This window comes from Microbacterium arborescens (genome assembly GCF_030369635.1).
In the GTDB taxonomy this organism is placed as follows: domain Bacteria; phylum Actinomycetota; class Actinomycetes; order Actinomycetales; family Microbacteriaceae; genus Microbacterium.
Genome location: NZ_CP128474.1, coordinates 2090502 through 2105902, shown reverse-complemented (window position 1 = coordinate 2105902; position 15401 = coordinate 2090502). Strand labels below are relative to the sequence as shown.

15 protein-coding genes and 1 tRNA gene are annotated in these 15401 nt (G+C 70.0%); 9 read left to right on the top strand and 7 right to left on the bottom strand.

The window, feature by feature from the left end; all coding sequences use genetic code 11:
• The first annotated feature begins 48 nt into the window (after positions 1–48).
• Positions 49–1233, top strand: a complete 1185-nt coding sequence (locus QUC20_RS09955; protein ID WP_289329757.1) for a glycosyltransferase — start codon at positions 49–51, stop codon at positions 1231–1233.
• A gap of 58 nt (positions 1234–1291) precedes the next feature.
• Here QUC20_RS09955 and QUC20_RS09950 read toward each other — a convergent pair whose 3' ends face one another.
• On the bottom strand, positions 1292–2149 hold the full coding sequence (locus QUC20_RS09950; RefSeq protein WP_120265106.1) for a LuxR C-terminal-related transcriptional regulator: 858 nt from the start codon (positions 2147–2149) through the stop codon (positions 1292–1294).
• Between the two features lie 122 nt (positions 2150–2271).
• Here QUC20_RS09950 and QUC20_RS09945 point away from each other — a divergent pair, with 122 nt between their 5' ends.
• Both QUC20_RS09945 and QUC20_RS09940 read left to right on the top strand, forming a co-directional pair.
• Entirely contained in the window at positions 2272–2622 is a 351-nt protein-coding gene (locus tag QUC20_RS09945) for a DUF485 domain-containing protein (protein ID WP_289329756.1), read from the top strand.
• Positions 2623–2639: 17 nt separating this feature from the next.
• Complete coding sequence (locus QUC20_RS09940; RefSeq protein WP_120265193.1) at positions 2640–4256, top strand: monocarboxylic acid transporter; 1617 nt, start codon at positions 2640–2642, stop codon at positions 4254–4256.
• 74 nt (positions 4257–4330) lie between these two features.
• Here QUC20_RS09940 and QUC20_RS09935 read toward each other — a convergent pair whose 3' ends face one another.
• Positions 4331–4852 (bottom strand): methylated-DNA--[protein]-cysteine S-methyltransferase, encoded by a 522-nt coding sequence (locus QUC20_RS09935; protein WP_120265108.1) that lies wholly within the window; start codon positions 4850–4852, stop codon positions 4331–4333.
• A 166-nt stretch (positions 4853–5018) separates the two neighbouring features.
• On the opposite strand from QUC20_RS09935, the gene QUC20_RS09930 reads away from it, so the two are divergent.
• Both QUC20_RS09930 and QUC20_RS09925 read left to right on the top strand, forming a co-directional pair.
• Complete coding sequence (locus tag QUC20_RS09930) at positions 5019–8747, top strand: AAA family ATPase (RefSeq protein WP_289329755.1); 3729 nt, start codon at positions 5019–5021, stop codon at positions 8745–8747.
• Complete coding sequence (locus QUC20_RS09925) at positions 8734–8928, top strand: hypothetical protein (RefSeq protein WP_120265110.1); 195 nt, start codon at positions 8734–8736, stop codon at positions 8926–8928. The genes QUC20_RS09930 and QUC20_RS09925 overlap by 14 nt, the downstream gene beginning before the upstream one ends.
• Positions 8929–8933: 5 nt before the next feature.
• Here QUC20_RS09925 and mscL read toward each other — a convergent pair whose 3' ends face one another.
• Genes mscL through QUC20_RS09910 form a run of 3 tightly spaced genes read right to left on the bottom strand, consistent with a single transcriptional unit; the run spans position 8934 to position 10366 of the window.
• On the bottom strand, positions 8934–9434 hold the full coding sequence (mscL, locus tag QUC20_RS09920) for a large conductance mechanosensitive channel protein MscL (protein ID WP_289329754.1): 501 nt from the start codon (positions 9432–9434) through the stop codon (positions 8934–8936).
• Between the two features lie 31 nt (positions 9435–9465).
• On the bottom strand, positions 9466–9756 hold the full coding sequence (locus QUC20_RS09915; RefSeq protein ID WP_289329753.1) for an FmdB family zinc ribbon protein: 291 nt from the start codon (positions 9754–9756) through the stop codon (positions 9466–9468).
• A gap of 13 nt (positions 9757–9769) precedes the next feature.
• Positions 9770–10366, bottom strand: a complete 597-nt coding sequence (locus QUC20_RS09910; RefSeq protein ID WP_289329752.1) for a 5-formyltetrahydrofolate cyclo-ligase — start codon at positions 10364–10366, stop codon at positions 9770–9772.
• 65 nt (positions 10367–10431) lie between these two features.
• On the opposite strand from QUC20_RS09910, the gene galU reads away from it, so the two are divergent.
• From galU to QUC20_RS09895, 3 genes are all read left to right on the top strand, one after another.
• Complete coding sequence (gene galU / locus QUC20_RS09905; protein ID WP_289329751.1) at positions 10432–11310, top strand: UTP--glucose-1-phosphate uridylyltransferase GalU; 879 nt, start codon at positions 10432–10434, stop codon at positions 11308–11310.
• A 19-nt stretch (positions 11311–11329) separates the two neighbouring features.
• On the top strand, positions 11330–11971 hold the full coding sequence (locus tag QUC20_RS09900; RefSeq protein WP_120265115.1) for a GNAT family N-acetyltransferase: 642 nt from the start codon (positions 11330–11332) through the stop codon (positions 11969–11971).
• A 72-nt stretch (positions 11972–12043) separates the two neighbouring features.
• Positions 12044–12946, top strand: a complete 903-nt coding sequence (locus QUC20_RS09895) for a large exoprotein (protein WP_289329750.1) — start codon at positions 12044–12046, stop codon at positions 12944–12946.
• Between the two features lie 8 nt (positions 12947–12954).
• Here QUC20_RS09895 and QUC20_RS09890 read toward each other — a convergent pair whose 3' ends face one another.
• A complete protein-coding gene (locus tag QUC20_RS09890; RefSeq protein ID WP_289329749.1) occupies positions 12955–14154 on the bottom strand; it encodes an amidohydrolase family protein in 1200 nt (399 codons plus the stop codon).
• Between the two features lie 57 nt (positions 14155–14211).
• On the opposite strand from QUC20_RS09890, the gene QUC20_RS09885 reads away from it, so the two are divergent.
• Positions 14212–14284 (top strand) — tRNA-Ala (locus QUC20_RS09885).
• Between the two features lie 53 nt (positions 14285–14337).
• Here the strand turns inward: QUC20_RS09885 and QUC20_RS09880 are convergent.
• Positions 14338–15249 carry a LysR family transcriptional regulator gene (locus tag QUC20_RS09880; RefSeq protein ID WP_289329748.1) on the bottom strand — a complete coding sequence of 304 codons (912 nt, stop codon included), beginning with the start codon at positions 15247–15249 and terminating at the stop codon, positions 14338–14340.
• Positions 15250–15401 lie beyond the last annotated feature (152 nt).

Below are 15401 nucleotides of genomic sequence, written 5' to 3'. Positions count from 1 at the left end.
TTGCCGCACGATGGATCGCACCCGCCGCGTCGATCCCGAAGGTCATCCATGAGCGTTCCGCTTCGCGTCCTCACCCTCACCGAGGGATTCTTCGCGGGCGGGGCGCGCATCCTGCACAGCGAGGTCGTCGGCGGTCTCCACGCTCGGGGTGAGCAGCACCACAGCATCCTGGCGATCGCGTCGCGGGCACGGCGCGACTCCACCGTGCAGCACATGGCCGCCGATCCCCGTTATCGCGCGTTACGCGCCGCCGGCATCGCCATCACGTCGCTGGGCAAGACCGCGGGCGCGGCCCCGCACGCACCGCACGCGTTCTCGTCACGGCAGCTTCGCGCGGCCTCACGCGCGATCGCCGCGGCCGACGTGGTCCTCACGCTCAAGGAGCAGCCGCTCGGACTGCTGCTCGCGCTCGACGATGCGATGATGCTGCCCGCCCGCCCCGTCGTGACGTGCCTGCACCGCTCCGATCCCGAGCACTCCGGCGACGCGGTGGCGTGGCTCGCCGATGGCGTCCGTCGCCGCATCGTCACCGCCGCGGTGTCGTGCGCCCGGTCGACGGATGCCGCTTACGCGCCCGTCCTCGGCGATTCCCGGCGCCACGTCGTCGACAACGGCATCGACCTGTCGCGGTTCCGGCCGTCGATCACCCGCGGAGACGACCCGCTGCGCCGCGAGCTCGGCATTCCCGATGACGCGGTCGTGATCGCCTACGCGGCTCGGTTCGACGCGATGAAGGACCCCGAGCTGTTCCTGCGGTCGGTGGCCGCACACCGCCGGGCGGTGCCGGATGCGCACTATGTCATGTGCGGCGCGGGCATGACGCGCGACAACCCTCGGCTGCTCGAGATGCTCGCCACGGTGGGCGACGACCACGTGCACGCCCTCGGCATCCGCGACGACATGCCCGCGATCTACCGCGCCGCCGACGTCGTCGCGCTCACGAGCGCTTTCGGTGAGGCGGCTCCGTTGTGCCTGCTCGAGGGCGCCGCAAGCGGTGCCGTTCCCGTGACGACGGATGTCGGTGACGCGGCCCGCCTCGTCGCGGGGATCGGCATCGTCACCCCGCGTGACCCCGACGCGGTCGCCGCGGCGTGGCGTCGCGCCGTCGACGAGCGCCGCGTGTTCACCGGGGCCGCGCTCGCGGCCCGCGGCCGGTTGGGTCGCGATCGGATGATCGCCGAGTACGCCGCGGTCATCGCCGAGCACCGCGGACGCCTGCGCATCGCGGCCTGATCCTGCGCATCGCGGCCCGGTCCCGACGAAGTCAGCGGGTCTCGGAGGGCCGCCCGGGTCAGGGGAGCAGGCCGAGGCGCCGAGCGCGCGCGACGGCGGCGTGACGCGTCGATGAATCGAGCTTGGCCATCGCGGCTTGGAGGTACGACTTCACGGTGCCCTCCTTCAGACTCAGTGCGGCTCCGATCTCGGCGTTCGTCGAGCCGAGGGCGCAGCATGCCAGGACGTCCAGCTCGCGCGGTGACAGCTGCACGTCGGCATCCTTCGCCGCGTTCGCCCCATCACCGGCGACCGTCGTCAGGCGGCGTTCGACCGCGGCCAGACGCGCCCGCAGATCGGCGTCGTCGACGGTCGCGGCGATGCTGCGCAGTTCGGCGAAGCTCTCGCGCAGGTCTTCGCGGGCGGCGGCCGACAGGCCCGCCGCGGCCTCGGGCGCCGGCGCGAGGGCGAGCCGCCGCTGCACCTCGTCGCGGATGCGCAGCTCGGTGCTGATCGCATCGGCTGCCCGGAAGGCGGGCCGCGCGACGAGGTCGCCGACGGGCGCCTGCGACCACGAGCCGCAGTACAGCACTCCGCGCGCTCGCCCGTCGGTCACGATCGGCACGGCGAAGAGCGTCGAGATGCCTTCGCCGAGGATCGCCCGGTCGTAGTCGTGGGTGATGGTGCGTGCCGTGCGGTAGTCGAGGGCGAGGCGCGGGCGCTTCTCGACCATCGCGGCGCCGCCGAGTCCGCGGCCGATTCTCACCACGAGGTCGTCGATCGAATGCGATCGGGCCCCGGCGATGGCGGTGACGTGCACCGAGCCCTGACTCTCGAGGCCGCCGAAGACGACGGGGAAACGTGTGCTGCGCGCGAGGTCGTCCACCGCTCGGGAGACCAGGTGAGCGTCGTTCTCGGGTGCCGCCAGTGCTGTCACGCACTACCTACTTCCGGGGGTGACGGCCTCGTTGCCGCCTTTCGTAGCGTCGACCCTACCACCGCGGTCGCTCGACGACGACGGCCGCCGGAGAGCTGCTCACCATGAGGCAAGGAGGCCACATGAACGCATCGCCCACCCACTCGCCGCCGCCCGGCGCAGTGGATTACGTCGCCGTCGAACACTCGGCGCCGTTCCAGGAACTCAAGCGCAAACACCGCAGCTTCGTGTGGCCGCTGACCATCGTCTTCCTCGTCTGGTACTTCGTGTACGTGCTGCTGTCGTCGTTCGCGACCGACTTCATGGCGCAGCGCGTCTGGGGTGACATCACGGTGGGTCTGCTGTTCGGGCTCGGTCAGTTCGTGACGACCTTCGCGATCACCATGGGCTACGTCTGGTACGCCAACCACAAGCTCGACCCGATCTCGGCCTCGATCCGCCGCGACCTCGAGCGACAGGAGGCGGGTTCGTGAACGGATTCTGGGAAGCGGTGAACGGCCTCGGAGCGGCCGTCGTCGCGGCGGGGGAGACCGTCGACAACAACCCGGTGCTGAACATCTCGATCTTCGGCGCCTTCGTCGCCGTGACGCTGTTCATCGTCATCCGGGCCAGCCGGAACAACAAGACGGCGGCTGACTACTACGCCGCCGGCCGCTCGTTCACCGGGCCGCAGAACGGCTTCGCGATCGCGGGTGACTACCTGTCGGCGGCATCCTTCCTGGGCATCTGCGGCGCCATCGCGATCAACGGCTACGACGGCTTCCTCTACTCGATCGGATTCCTCGTGGCCTGGCTGGTCGCGCTGCTGCTCGTCGCCGAGCTCATGCGCAACACCGGCAAGTTCACGATGGCCGACGTGCTGTCGTTCCGGCTGAAGCAGACGCCGGTGCGCATGGCCGCCGCCATCACGACGCTCGCGGTGTGCTTCTTCTATCTGCTCGCGCAGATGGCCGGAGCCGGCGGCCTCGTCTCGCTGCTGCTGGGCATCACCGAGCAGGTCGGGCAGTCGATCGTGGTCGCCGTCGTCGGCGTGCTGATGATCGTCTACGTGCTGATCGGCGGCATGAAGGGCACGACCTGGGTACAGATCGTCAAGGCGTTCCTCCTCATCGGCGGGGCGCTCGTCATGACGATCTGGGTGCTGGCGATCAACGGATTCAACCTCAACACCCTTCTCGAGAGCGCCGTCGCCGCGTCGCCGAAGGGCGAGGCCATCCTCGGACCCGGTCTGCAGTACGGCGCGAACCCGTGGGACTTCATCTCGCTCGCGGTGGCGCTCGTGCTGGGAACGGCCGGGCTGCCGCACGTGCTGATGCGCTTCTACACGGTGCCCACCGCGAAGGAAGCCCGTCGCTCGGTGGTGTGGGCGATCTGGCTCATCGGCCTGTTCTACATCCTGACCCTCGTGCTGGGGTACGGTGCAGGCGCACTCGTCGGCCCCGAGCGCATCGCCGCGGCACCCGGCGGTGTCAACTCCGCGGCCCCGTTGCTGGCCCTCGAGCTGGGCGGGCCGCTGCTGCTGGGCTTCATCTCGGCGGTGGCGTTCGCGACGATCCTCGCGGTCGTCGCGGGACTCACCATCACGGCTGCGGCCTCGTTCGCGCACGACATCTACGCGAACGTGGTGAAGAAGGGGAACGTGCCGCCCGACGGTGAAGTGAAGGTCGCCCGTCGCACGGTGATCGTGATCGGCATCCTCGCGATCGTCGGCGGCATCGGGGTGCAGGGGCAGAACGTCGCCTTCCTGGTCGCGCTGGCATTCGCCGTCGCGGCCTCGGCGAACCTGCCGACGATCATCTACTCGCTCTTCTGGCGCAAGTTCACCACACGCGGCGCGGTGTGGAGCATGTACGGCGGCCTGGCGGCAGCCATCATCCTCATCGTCCTGTCGCCGGTGTTCTGGGGTACCGAGACCAGCGTGTTCAAGAACGTCGGCACGGCGATCTGGCCGCTGAACAACCCCGGCATCGTGTCGATCCCGCTCGGCTTCTTCCTCGGCTGGCTCGGCTCGGTCACCGAGCGTCGGCAGGAGGACCCGGTCAAGGCCGCAGAGATGGACGTGCGCTCGCTCACCGGCCACGGCGCCGAGAAGGCGGTCGATCACTAGACCGCCGGCGAGCACCGATCGAAACGACGGCCCCGGGTGCGCTTCGCCCGGGGCCGTCGCCGTTCCGGCGCGGCCTACACGCGGCCGGAGCCTGCACCGCTCTCGAGGTCGAGCAGAAACCGCTTGCGTTCGGGGTGACCGCCGTACTCGCCGATCGACCCGTCGCTCCGGACGATGCGGTGGGCCGGCACGATCACCGAGATCGGGGTTCGCGCGCACGCCGACCCGACCGCGCGGTGCGCGCGCGGCGAACCGGCGGCGATCGCGATCTCGCCGTATGTCGCGACCTCGCCGTACCGAACCTCGCAGACGGCACGCAGCGCCTCGCCGGCGAAGCCGGAGGGGGCGAGGAGCCAGTCGATGGGGGTCTCGAATCGGCGCAGTCGCCCCGCGAAGTAGGCGTCGAGCTCGACGGTGGCATCGGCGGCCGCGCCGGGATCGTGCTCCGGCGGCGCGCCGAGAGCGAGAGTCAGATCGGCGAGGACGACGTCGGCGGGGCGGTCGAGGATGTCGAGGCTGGCCAGTCCGCTCTCGGTCATCACAAGAAGGGCGTCGCCGATCGGCGTGGGGTGCACCGCGAAGGCTGCGTCGGTCATGGCTCCATCATCTCGGGAGGTCACGTACCCGGCGTGCGCGGCGACCGGGCGGGGGACAGAGCCGCCGTTGCAGGCGCGGGGGAGGAACCCGCCGATCGTCCGGCGTGTCGGCAATAGCGCGAAACTCGGTGGCGCCTGAGTGTCGGATGCCACGGCGCCGCTTAGGGTGTGTGCTGTGTGGCGAGGAGATCGAGGAGCCGTCCGTCCGGACGCAGCCGACGAGGTTCGGGTCGAATCGGTGACCCCGGCGCAGCTCGACGTCGCCGAGGAGAACGTCGCGGTCGCCCACGTGGCCGACCCGGAGCGCGAGCGAATCCGCGTGCAGGCCGCCCGGCTCGGCGGCCGGTCGACGCTGCTGCACTACATCGCTTCCGACGATGTCGGCATCGACATCACCAAGGCCCACCCCGGCAGCCTGCCGCAGTTCATCACGGGACGATCGACGCTGCTGTCGAACCTCTTCCGCGACGAGGTCGCGCTGCGAACCGCGCGGCTCGCCGCCGGGCGCATCACCGCGAAGGACGTCGAGCTCCGCACCACCCGCGGCCTCGACACCGTCCACCTCGGCGTCGGCTTCGCCTCCTGGCGTGCGGGGGGCCTCACCTACAACGCGCCCGTCCTCCTGCGGCCCCTCGCGATCCGCCGCCATCACGGCGACTTCGACCTCAAGCTCCACGGCTCCTTCGCGGTCAATCCCGAGCTCGTCGAGATCGCTCGCTCGCATTTCGGCATCGACCTCGACCGGCGAGGGCTCGCCGCGCTGGCTTACGACGGCGGCGTCTTCAAGCCGCAGCCGGTCATCGACCACCTGCGTGCTCTGACCGCCCACGTCGACACGTTCACGGTGCAGCCGCGCCTGATCGTGTCGACCTTCGCCGACGTCGCCGCCCGCGCGGAGCGCGACGCCGCAGACCTCGACGTGCCGGTGCTCAACGCGCTCGCGGGGCACGAGGACGACCGGGCGCTCGTCGCGACGCGGTATCCGGTGCCCGACGCGGTCGCCTCCGACGACCGGCCGCCGGCATCCGACCGGCTCCTGCTCGACGCCGACGCAGAGCAGGAGGGCGTCCTCGACCGGATCGTCGCCGGCCAGTCGCTCGTGGTCCACACGCTGCCAGGTACCGGTGGAACGCAGACGATCATCAACGCCGTCGGTGAGCTGGTCCGCCGAGGCAAGCGCGTCCTCGTCGTCAGCGCCCGCCGCTCGACCCTCGAAGGGGTGCGCCATCGCCTCGCCGGCATCGGGTTGCCGGGCCTCGCGGTCTCGCCGCGCGGCGTCCACCGCGACCTCATCCGCGCCATCGCGCGGAACGAGAAGGCACAGCACCCGAAGATGGGCGAGATCGACGACGCGCTGGTGCGCCTGCGGACGGTGCTTCGCGACTATCGCGTCTCGCTGACGCAACGGCATCCGATGCTCGGCGTCTCGCCGCTCGAGGTGCTGCAGAAACTGACGACGATCGCGGCCGAGACGCCGCAGCCGTCGGCCGCCACGCGCTTCGACGCCGCGACCCTGCAGCGCCTCTCGACGCGTCGCGCCGAGGCGGCGGCATCGCTCGCGACCGCGGCGCGGCTGGGGGAGTTCCGGTTCGGTCCCGACGACTCGCCGTGGTACGGCGTCGCGTTCGAGACGACCGAGCAGGCGCGCGCGGCCCACGCTCTGGCGGGTCGCCTGCACCGCAGCGAGATCCCCGAGATCCTCGAGCGCGGCTACGAGCTCATCGGGCAGACGCGGATGCGGCCGTTCACGACGCTCGCCGAGCTCGGCGCCTACATCCGTCTGCTCCAGGGCATCCGCGCCTCGCTCGACCGCTTCAGCCTGACCGTCTTCGAGCGTCCGCTGGGCGACCTCATCGAGGCGCATTCGACCCGCCGCGACACCCCCGAGATGAACGGCGCCACGCGGCGCCGACTGCGTCGCCTGTCGAAGGAGTACGTGCGTCCCGGCATGCACGTGACCGACATGCACGACGCCCTCGTGCGGGTGCAGAAGCAGCGCGAGCAGTGGCAGCGTCTGGCCGAGGTGGGCGTCGTGCCCGAGATCCCCGCGGGCCTCGATGCCGTCGCGACCTCGTGGCAGCGCGTCGACGCCGACCTCGGCGAGCTCTCGCGGGTGCTCGGCTCCGGGCACGACCTGCTCGCGACGCCGATCCCCGATCTCGTGCGGATTCTCGCCGGCTTGGCTGCCGACTCCGACGTGTTCGACAACCTCGTCGAGCGCGCGACTCTCCGCGGCGAGCTGGCGGCCCTCGGCCTCGAGGGGCTGCTGACCGAGCTCTCGGTGCGTCACGTGCCCGAAGACCGAGTCGCGTCGGAGTTCGAGTTCGCCTGGTGGCAGTCCGCCCTCGAGGCGATGCTCCGCAGCGACCGTGCGCTGCTCGGCGCGAACACCAGCGTCGTCGACCGGCTCGAACGCGACTTCCGCCTCGTCGACGAGGCCCACGCCGCCTCGGCCGGCCAGCAGCTGGCCGCCGAGCTCGCGACCCGATGGAAGATCGCGATCGTCGACGAGGCCGATGAGACCGCCGCGCTCAAGGCAGCGCTGCGCGAGGGCACCGCCTCGGCGGCCGAGTTGCTCGCCGTCGCGCCGAAACTGCTCCGAACGCTCGCGCCGGTGTGGATCGCCTCGCCGTACGAGGTGGCGGCGTTGCCCGCCCGGCCCGCGTTCGATGTCGTGATCCTCGCGGATGCCGGCGCCTTGAGCGTCGCCGAGTCTGCTGCTGCTCTCCGCCGCGGGCGCCAGGTCGTCGCGTTCGGCGACCCCGTGACGCAGCGACCGACACCGTTCGAGATCGCCGCCGACCGCGACCCGTCCGACGAGCCGATCGTCGACCCCGAGGAGCCGAGCGTCTTCGAACGCCTCGCCGAGATCGTCCCGGTCGAGACTCTGACCCGCAGCTACCGCGCGGGCGGCGAAGATCTGGCGGAGCTCGTCAACGAGGCCTTCTACGGCGGCGAGATCGTCTCGTTCCCGTGGGCCGGCTCGTATCTCGGTCGCGGCAGTCTGAGCGTCGATTACGTCGAAGGCGGCGTCGGTGCACCCGACCCGGATTCCGGTGCCGTCGAGAGCCCCGACGCCGAGGTGGCCCGTGTCGTGACGCTCGTCGTCGAGCATGCCGTCAACCGGCCCAACGAATCGCTCATGGTCGTCACCGCGTCGACGAAGCATGCGCTGCGCATCCGCGCCGCCGTCGAGGCGGCTTTCGCCGGTCGATCGGATGTCGCGGAGTTCGTCGGTCGCGAGACGGCCGAGCCGTTCGCCGTCCTCGGGCTCGAGGAGTCGGTGGCCGAGAGTCGCGACCGCGTGGTGTTCTCACTCGGGTACGGCCTCACTCGCCACGGCCGCGTCCTGAGCGACTTCGGTGTGCTCTCGGAGCCGGACGGCGAACGCCTGCTGACCGTCGGCATGACGCGTGCCCGCCGCTCGATGGTGATCGTGTCGTCGATCCGGCCCTCGGCCTTCGACGACGGCCGCCTCGAGAACGGCGCTGCCACACTCATGTCGATCCTCGGCGGTATCGCGGCCCGCGCGAGGGAAGCACGCCTCGAAGACCTCGCCGATCCGCTGACCCTGGCTCTCGCGCAGAACCTCCGGCGTCTCGGCGTGGCGGTCGACGTCGCGTACCGAGGGCTGCTGCCGCTGGTGGCCCAGCGTGACGGCAAGGCGGTCGTGGTCGAGGGTGATCCCGAGACCATCGGCCAGTCGCTCCGCGAGTCGCTGCGGTTGCGGCCGCAGATCCTGCGCCGCCTGGGATGGCATTACATCCGCGTGCACTCGTTCGACCTCTACAGCGACCCCGCCGGCGTGGCCGCGCGCGTTGCGGCGATCCTGGGCGTCGAGCCCGAGGCGCCCACCGCAGATGCGAGCACCGAGCCGCTCGATGTCATCGAGTGACCGGCAGCGGGTCGAGCGGGTCGGTCGCCGGCGAGCGCGACTGACCGCGGCCCCGGGGACGACCGCCGAGCCGACGTCGGCCGATGAGACGACGGATGCCCCGGCCGGCTCCGAGGGCGCGGCCGGGGCATCCGGTCCGAACGATGTGCGGATGCGGAACGAGGTTCCGCCGCACTATTGAATCCGTCAGGCGGGCGGGGCCGCCGGGGGAGTGCTCTGCGAGCGGCGCAGGGGCGCATCGGCAGCCGGTGCAGATGCGGCGGCGGGCGCGGGCGCGGGCGAGGCGGCGTTGCTCTGCTCGAGCAGGTCGCGGATCTGGATGAGCAGCTCCTGCTCGGTCGGGAGCTTCGCGGTCTCTTCGACGACGCCGGCTTTCGCTGCCTGCCGTTCCTTCCACTTGTTCATCGGTACGACGAACACGAAGTACACGACGATCGCCACCGCGAAGAAGCTGATGATCGCAGTGAGGAGCGTGCCGACGGGGAAGATGACGGTGCCGTGCAGACCCTCGACGGGGAAGCCGGCATTGCCGTTCTCATCGGCCTGCCACACGAGGGCGATGATGGGGTTGATGATACTCGCGACGATCGCATTGACGACGGCGGTGAACGCACCGCCGATGACCACGGCGACAGCCAGGTCGATGACGTTGCCGCGCATGATGAAATCGCGGAAGCCCTTGATCATGGCTCTCCTCTTTCTCCGGACGCGCCGGGTGTCAGGAACCCGCCGCGGCGGGAGAGGACTTCGCCTCGGACTTCGATGATGCCGAAGTCGACGAGTCGCCGCTACCGGTTGACGTGCTCGACTCCGAGCCCGATCCTGACCCGCTCGCGCGGGAGTCGGTGCGGTAGAAGCCGCCTCCGTTGAAGGTCACGCCGATCGTTCCGTACTGCTTGCGGAGCTCGCCCGAGCACTCGGGGCAGACCGTGAGCGCGGGGTCGGCGAAGGACTGGACCGCGTCGAAGCGGTGCCCGCATGACTTGCAGGCATAGGCGTAGGTGGGCATGGTTCCTCGGTGTTCAGCGTGCCTCGGGTGCGAGGACGACGGTTCGGGTGGGAGTGACGACGCCGGTGACCGGCTGATCGTGTAGATCGCGCGGCACCTCATCGACGAGTTCGGAGTCGAAGAGCACGGCGTATACCGGCGGGCGGTTCTCCATCGAACCGAGAGTCTTGTCGAAGTAGCCGCGGCCCCAGCCGAGCCGCATGCCCGCGGCGTCGACGGCCGCGGCGGGGATGACGAGCAGGTCGACGTCTCCGACGGCGATGGGGCTGAGGACCTCGCCGATGGGCTCCGGGACGCCGAAGAGCCCGTCTGCGACGGCCGCGCCCGGCTCGGCGACGACCCAGTCGAGCAGGCCGTCGTTGCGACTGACCGGCAGGAGCACCTTCACGCCGGCAGCGACGGCTTCGTCGATGAAGGCCCGCGTGCCCGGTTCGGTCGGCGACGAGAGGTAGCACGAGATCGAGCGGGCACCGGTCGTGGCGACCAGTTCGCGCAGCTGTTCGCGGATGCCGTCGGCGGCACTCTCGCGTGCGGCATCCGACATCCCGTACCGGCGTTCACGGAGGTCCGCCCGCAGCGCGCGCTTGGCGTTGTCGATCGCGTCGGACATGCCCCGATTGTAAAGGGTGTGCGCGTTACGGCTCGTCGGCCGTACGCGATAGATATGGTTGATCCATGTCTCAGCAGCGCATCAAGGCGGTCATCCCCGCCGCAGGCCTCGGCACCCGTTTCCTTCCCGCCACGAAGGCGATGCCCAAGGAGATGCTGCCTGTCGTCGACAAGCCGGCCATCCAGTACGTCGTCGAAGAGGCGACGCAGGCCGGCATCGATGACGTCCTGATCATCATCGGACGCAACAAGAACAACCTCTCGAACCACTTCGACTCCGTTCCCGAGCTCGAGCACAACCTCACCCGCAAGGGCGACGAGGTGAAGCTGCGCAAGGTGCAGGAGTCGTCCGACCTCGCCGACATCCACTTCGTCCGCCAGGGCGAGCCGAAGGGCCTCGGACACGCGGTGCTGCGTTCGCGCGCGCACGTCGGCGACTCGACATTCGCCGTGATGCTCGGCGACGACCTCATCGACGAGCGCGACCCCCTGCTGCCCAAGATGCTCGCCGAACAGGAGCGCTCGGGACTGACGGTCATCGCGCTCATGGAGGTCGACCCCGACCAGATCCACCTCTACGGCGCCGCAGCCGTCGAGCCGACTGACGATCCGGATGTCGTGAAGGTCACCGGACTCGTCGAGAAGCCGAAGAAGGAGGACGCACCCTCCAACTACGCGATCATCGGCCGCTACGTCCTCAAGCCCAATGTGTACGAGATCCTCGAGCGCACGGAGCCGGGCAAGGGCGGCGAGATCCAGTTGACCGACGCGCTGCAGGAGCTCGCGACGACCGAGGGCGTGCTGGGCGTCGTCTTCCGCGGACGCCGCTACGACACGGGCGACCGTCTCGACTACATCAAGGCGATCGTCCAGCTCGCCTCCGACCGCGACGACCTCGGCCCCGAGCTGCGGCCGTGGCTGAAGGACTTCGTCGGGACCCTCTGACACGAGAACGGGAACGCGCGTGGATGCCAGCGCACCCCGCCACCACGGACCGGTGGCTATTCGGCTGATCAGGCCGCGCGATGCCCGCACGTTGCAATCGGAGCTTCTGGCGAACCGGTCGTGGCTGCAACGGTGGGAGGCGACGAGTCCGGACGGGCCGGTGTCGTTCGACATGCGGCTCGGCATCCGGCGTCTGCTCCAGCAGTACCGCGACGGGGCCGGCGTGCCCTTCGTCATGGAGCACGAGGGGCAGATCGCGGGCCAGCTGAACGTCTGGGGCATCGCGCGCGGCTCGTTGTCGTCGGCGACGATCGGCTACTGGGTGAGCGAGCGGTTCGCGGGTAAGGGCATCACTCCGACCGCCGTCGCCCTGGCGACGGACCTGTGCTTCGAGGAGCTGCGGCTGCACCGGATGGAGATCTGCATCCGACCCGAGAATCGAGCGAGCCTGCGGGTGGTCGAGAAGCTCGGATTCCGCTACGAGGGACTGCGACGTCGCTACATCCACATCGACGGCGACTGGCGCGATCACTTCTCGTTCGCGCTCGTCGCGGACGAGGTGCCGCGAGGCGTTCTCGGGCGCTGGCTCGAGGGTGCCGTTCCCCCCGATGCGGCGGCCATCCCGCTCTCCGACCGCCGCGCAGCGGGGCTCGAACCTTAAAGTTGAACAAGAACTTCAGACACGCCTGTGTCTGGAGTGTCAGCGGGCGGGATGCCACGTACGGTTGTCCCCATGGGTGGGCAGGTTCTCGGCGGTGGCGTGATCGTCCTCGTCGCGGTCGCGTTGTGGATGGTCTATCTGCTGCCGTCCTGGCACAGTCGCTACCGTTATGACGCTGCCGAACGCAACGCCGTGCGCCTCAATCAGGCCCTGCGTGTGCTCGCCGAAACCGCGGAGACGCCCGAAGAAGTGCGGGTCGAGCTCTCGACGCGCACGGCACTGGCTCAGCAGAAGCTCGCGCGTCAGGTGCAGCACGAAAAGGAACAGCTGCGGCTCGAGAGTGAGCGCCGTCAGCTCATCGAGGCGCGTCGCGAGGTTCGCGCCGCGCGCACCGCGCGCATCGCTTCGGCCGAACACCGTGCACGCATCCGTCGTCGTGTCCGCCTGGCAATGACGATCGTCGCCCTCGTCGCTGTCGGGGCGACCGGCGCCGGCGGGTGGCTTCTGGCGACGTCCGGTTCCGCGGTCGTGCTGATCGCGGGTCTCACAACACTGCTGGCCGCATCCGTCGTGCTCAGCCGCATGGCCGCGGTGGCCCGTCGTGCCGCCCGCTCGGCGGTCTCCGCTCCTGCCGCGGTCGCACGTGTCGAGACCGCAGCCGCGGTCGTTCCCGAGTTCGAGTTCGCCGATGCGCGCGCCACCTGGACCCCGCGTGAGCTGCCGCGCCCGCTCACCGCTTCTGCCGGTTCGCGAGCCGCCGCCGTGCTCGATGAGGTCGATGCGCGCGAAGCGCTGCGTCAGGCGGCCGTGGGCGAGGCGATCCAGCGCGAGGCCGCGCGTCGCGCGCCGGCATCCCTTGCCGCCAGCCGAGCCGCGAAGGCACCCACACCTGCCTTCGTGCCTACTGGACAGGTCGACGACGCGCAGATCGAGGATCACGTCCGCCGGCTCCTCGCTCAGCGCGCAGCCGGCTGACACCGGCCTCAGCGCCGGAACAGTACGCGGCCGTTGCCGATGACGAGTTCGCGGTCGGGCGTGCGAACGAGGGCGTCCATCGGGTTCTCGGCATCGACGAGCACGATGTCAGCGCGTGAGCCCGCCTCCAGTCGGCCCGCCGGCAGCCCGGCGAACGGCGCGGAGCCGCCCGTCGCGATGTCGACCACACGGCGCAGGTCGTCGTCGCGGACGAGGCTCGAGGCGCGGGCGTACTGCCAGGCGATGCCGAGCAGATCACCGGTGCCGTAGGGGCTCCACAGGTCGCGGATGCCGTCGGTGCCGAAGCCGAAGCGCACTCCCGCAGCATCCAGTTCATGAAGCGGCAGCTGGGGAAGGCGAAGGGGTGCCACCGTCGTCATCGTGATGTCGAGCGCGGACATCGCTTGGAGAAGGTCGCGGCGTTGCGTCGCGCCGACCTGCGCGAGCGCGAACCCGTGCGCGAGATTGACCCGGCCCGCGAGGCCGAACCGCTCGGTGCGCTCGATGATCAGCTCGATCTGGAAGGCGCCGAGCTCGGCGGGGTCGTGCAGATGCAGGTCGATCCCGACGCCGCGTTCGGCGGCGATGCGGAAGAGCGCGTCGAGCTGGCCGACGGGGTCGCGATCGATCGTCGCGGGGTCGAGTCCGCCGATGAACTCCGCACCCGCTGCGGCCGCTTCATCGAGCAGATCGATGACGCCCGGGCGACGCAGGACGCCATCCTGCGGGAAGGCCACGATCTGAACCTGGAGGGCTCCGTCGTACGCGGCGACCGCTTCGCGCACCGCATCGATTCCGCGTTGGGCGACGCCCAGGTCGACATCGACGTGCGTGCGGATGGCGGTGGTGCCGTGGCGGACGAACTGTTCCAGCACATGCGCCGTTGTCGACACGCTCGGGATGCCGAGTTCGTCACGACGCGCGCGCTCGTGCCGGATGCGGCCGTCGGTGCCGCCCTCGCCGCCGTACGACTGCCAGGGCAAGCCCCACCACGACTTGTCGACGTGGGCGTGCGCGTTGACGAGGCCGGGCAGCGCGAGCATGCCGCGCCCGTCGATCTCGAGGCCGGTGTGGCCCGCGCCTGCCGACGGCGCCTGCGGCGCTGCCGGCTCGACGGCGGTGATCACGCCATCGGCGATGCGGATGTCGACGGCGGAGGCGTCGAAGACACGGACGTTGCGAATGACGGATGCCGCGGGGTGGTGCATCCCTCCATTGTGCGCGCACGGGTGCACCCTGACAGCGTGATAGTGTGGGGGAGTTCCGGGCCTGTGGCGCAGTTGGTAGCGCGCTTCGTTCGCAATGAAGAGGTCAGGGGTTCGAATCCCCTCAGGTCCACCGAAACGAGAACCGGCATCCATCAGGATGCCGGTTTCTGCATATACCGGTGGTCAGCCTGCAACCAGCTGCTCGCGAGCGACATCGACGAGGATCTGGTGCATCGCGCGCTCACCGGGAGGGCGCACACGGTCGCTGCGGTGTGCGATGACGATACGGCGCGACGGAGCCTCCTGGCCGAGGCTGACGATGCGGACGTCGGGTCGCGCTGACGTGACGGCCGTGCGCGGCGCGAGCGCGACGCCGAGCCCGACGCTCACCATCGCGAGGGCCTCCTGGTAGTCGTTGGCCTCGAACGCGATCGTCGGGCTGAAGCCTGCGGCCCGGCAGCTGCGCTCCAGCACCTCGGCGACGGGGTGATCGCGCTTGCGCACGATCCATTCCTCGTGCCGGAGCATCGACATCGTCACGTGGCGGGTGCGCCCGAGGCGGTGATCCTGCGACACCACCAGCACCGTCGGATCTTCGAACAGGGGAGTGATCGACAGATCGGGCTCGTCGATGCGATTCCACTCGTAGTCCCACAGCAGTGACAGTCCGATCGTGTTCTCCTGCAGGGCGGCAACGAGCTCGTCGAAGCGGGCGCTGTGCACGTCGAGACGCACACCGGGATAGTCGCGGCGGAACCGACTGATGGCGACGGGCATGAGGGTGGTTCCGATCGTCGGGAATGTGCCGACCGCGATCCGACCGCGGCGCAGGCCGGCCAGCTCGCCCAGCTCGGACTCCGCTGCCCGGAGCCGACGCAGGATGTAGCGGGCATGCCCGGCGAGGAGGGCACCGGCCTCGGTGGCCACGACGCCGCGCGGCTGGCGCCGGACGAGCGGCTGTCCGACCTCTTGCTCGAGGCGCTGAAGCTGTTGCGACAGCGCCGAGGGGGAGTAACCGAGTGTCTTCGCTGCGGCGGTGAGCGAGCCGTGATCGAGGATCGTCACCAGCACGGCCAGTCTTCGCACATCGAGCATCGGTGCCTCGCTTTCAGCCCCTACCGTACAGTCGACAAGCTGGATACTGAAAGCGCATGAAGCGGAACTTCACGCGACTGGCTCATCTGAGTGACATATCTGGCCTCCGGATGCGGCTGAGTGCGCGCAATCAGGCCCAAGCGAGACTGAAG

What these genes read in the sequence shown, in the direction of transcription:
- QUC20_RS09955 (WP_289329757.1), top strand. Translation starts at nt 49, where the DNA reads ATGAGCGTTCCGCTTCGCGTCCTCACCCTCACCGAGGGATTCTTCGCG.
- QUC20_RS09945 (WP_289329756.1), top strand. Translation starts at nt 2,272, where the DNA reads ATGAACGCATCGCCCACCCACTCGCCGCCGCCCGGCGCAGTGGATTAC.
- QUC20_RS09935 (WP_120265108.1), bottom strand. Translation starts at nt 4,852, where the DNA reads ATGACCGACGCAGCCTTCGCGGTGCACCCCACGCCGATCGGCGACGCC.
- QUC20_RS09925 (WP_120265110.1), top strand. Translation starts at nt 8,734, where the DNA reads ATGTCATCGAGTGACCGGCAGCGGGTCGAGCGGGTCGGTCGCCGGCGA.
- mscL (WP_289329754.1), bottom strand. Translation starts at nt 9,434, where the DNA reads ATGATCAAGGGCTTCCGCGATTTCATCATGCGCGGCAACGTCATCGAC.
- QUC20_RS09915 (WP_289329753.1), bottom strand. Translation starts at nt 9,756, where the DNA reads ATGCCCACCTACGCCTATGCCTGCAAGTCATGCGGGCACCGCTTCGAC.
- QUC20_RS09910 (WP_289329752.1), bottom strand. Translation starts at nt 10,366, where the DNA reads ATGTCCGACGCGATCGACAACGCCAAGCGCGCGCTGCGGGCGGACCTC.
- galU (WP_289329751.1), top strand. Translation starts at nt 10,432, where the DNA reads ATGTCTCAGCAGCGCATCAAGGCGGTCATCCCCGCCGCAGGCCTCGGC.
- QUC20_RS09895 (WP_289329750.1), top strand. Translation starts at nt 12,044, where the DNA reads ATGGGTGGGCAGGTTCTCGGCGGTGGCGTGATCGTCCTCGTCGCGGTC.
- QUC20_RS09890 (WP_289329749.1), bottom strand. Translation starts at nt 14,154, where the DNA reads ATGCACCACCCCGCGGCATCCGTCATTCGCAACGTCCGTGTCTTCGAC.
- QUC20_RS09880 (WP_289329748.1), bottom strand. Translation starts at nt 15,249, where the DNA reads ATGCTCGATGTGCGAAGACTGGCCGTGCTGGTGACGATCCTCGATCAC.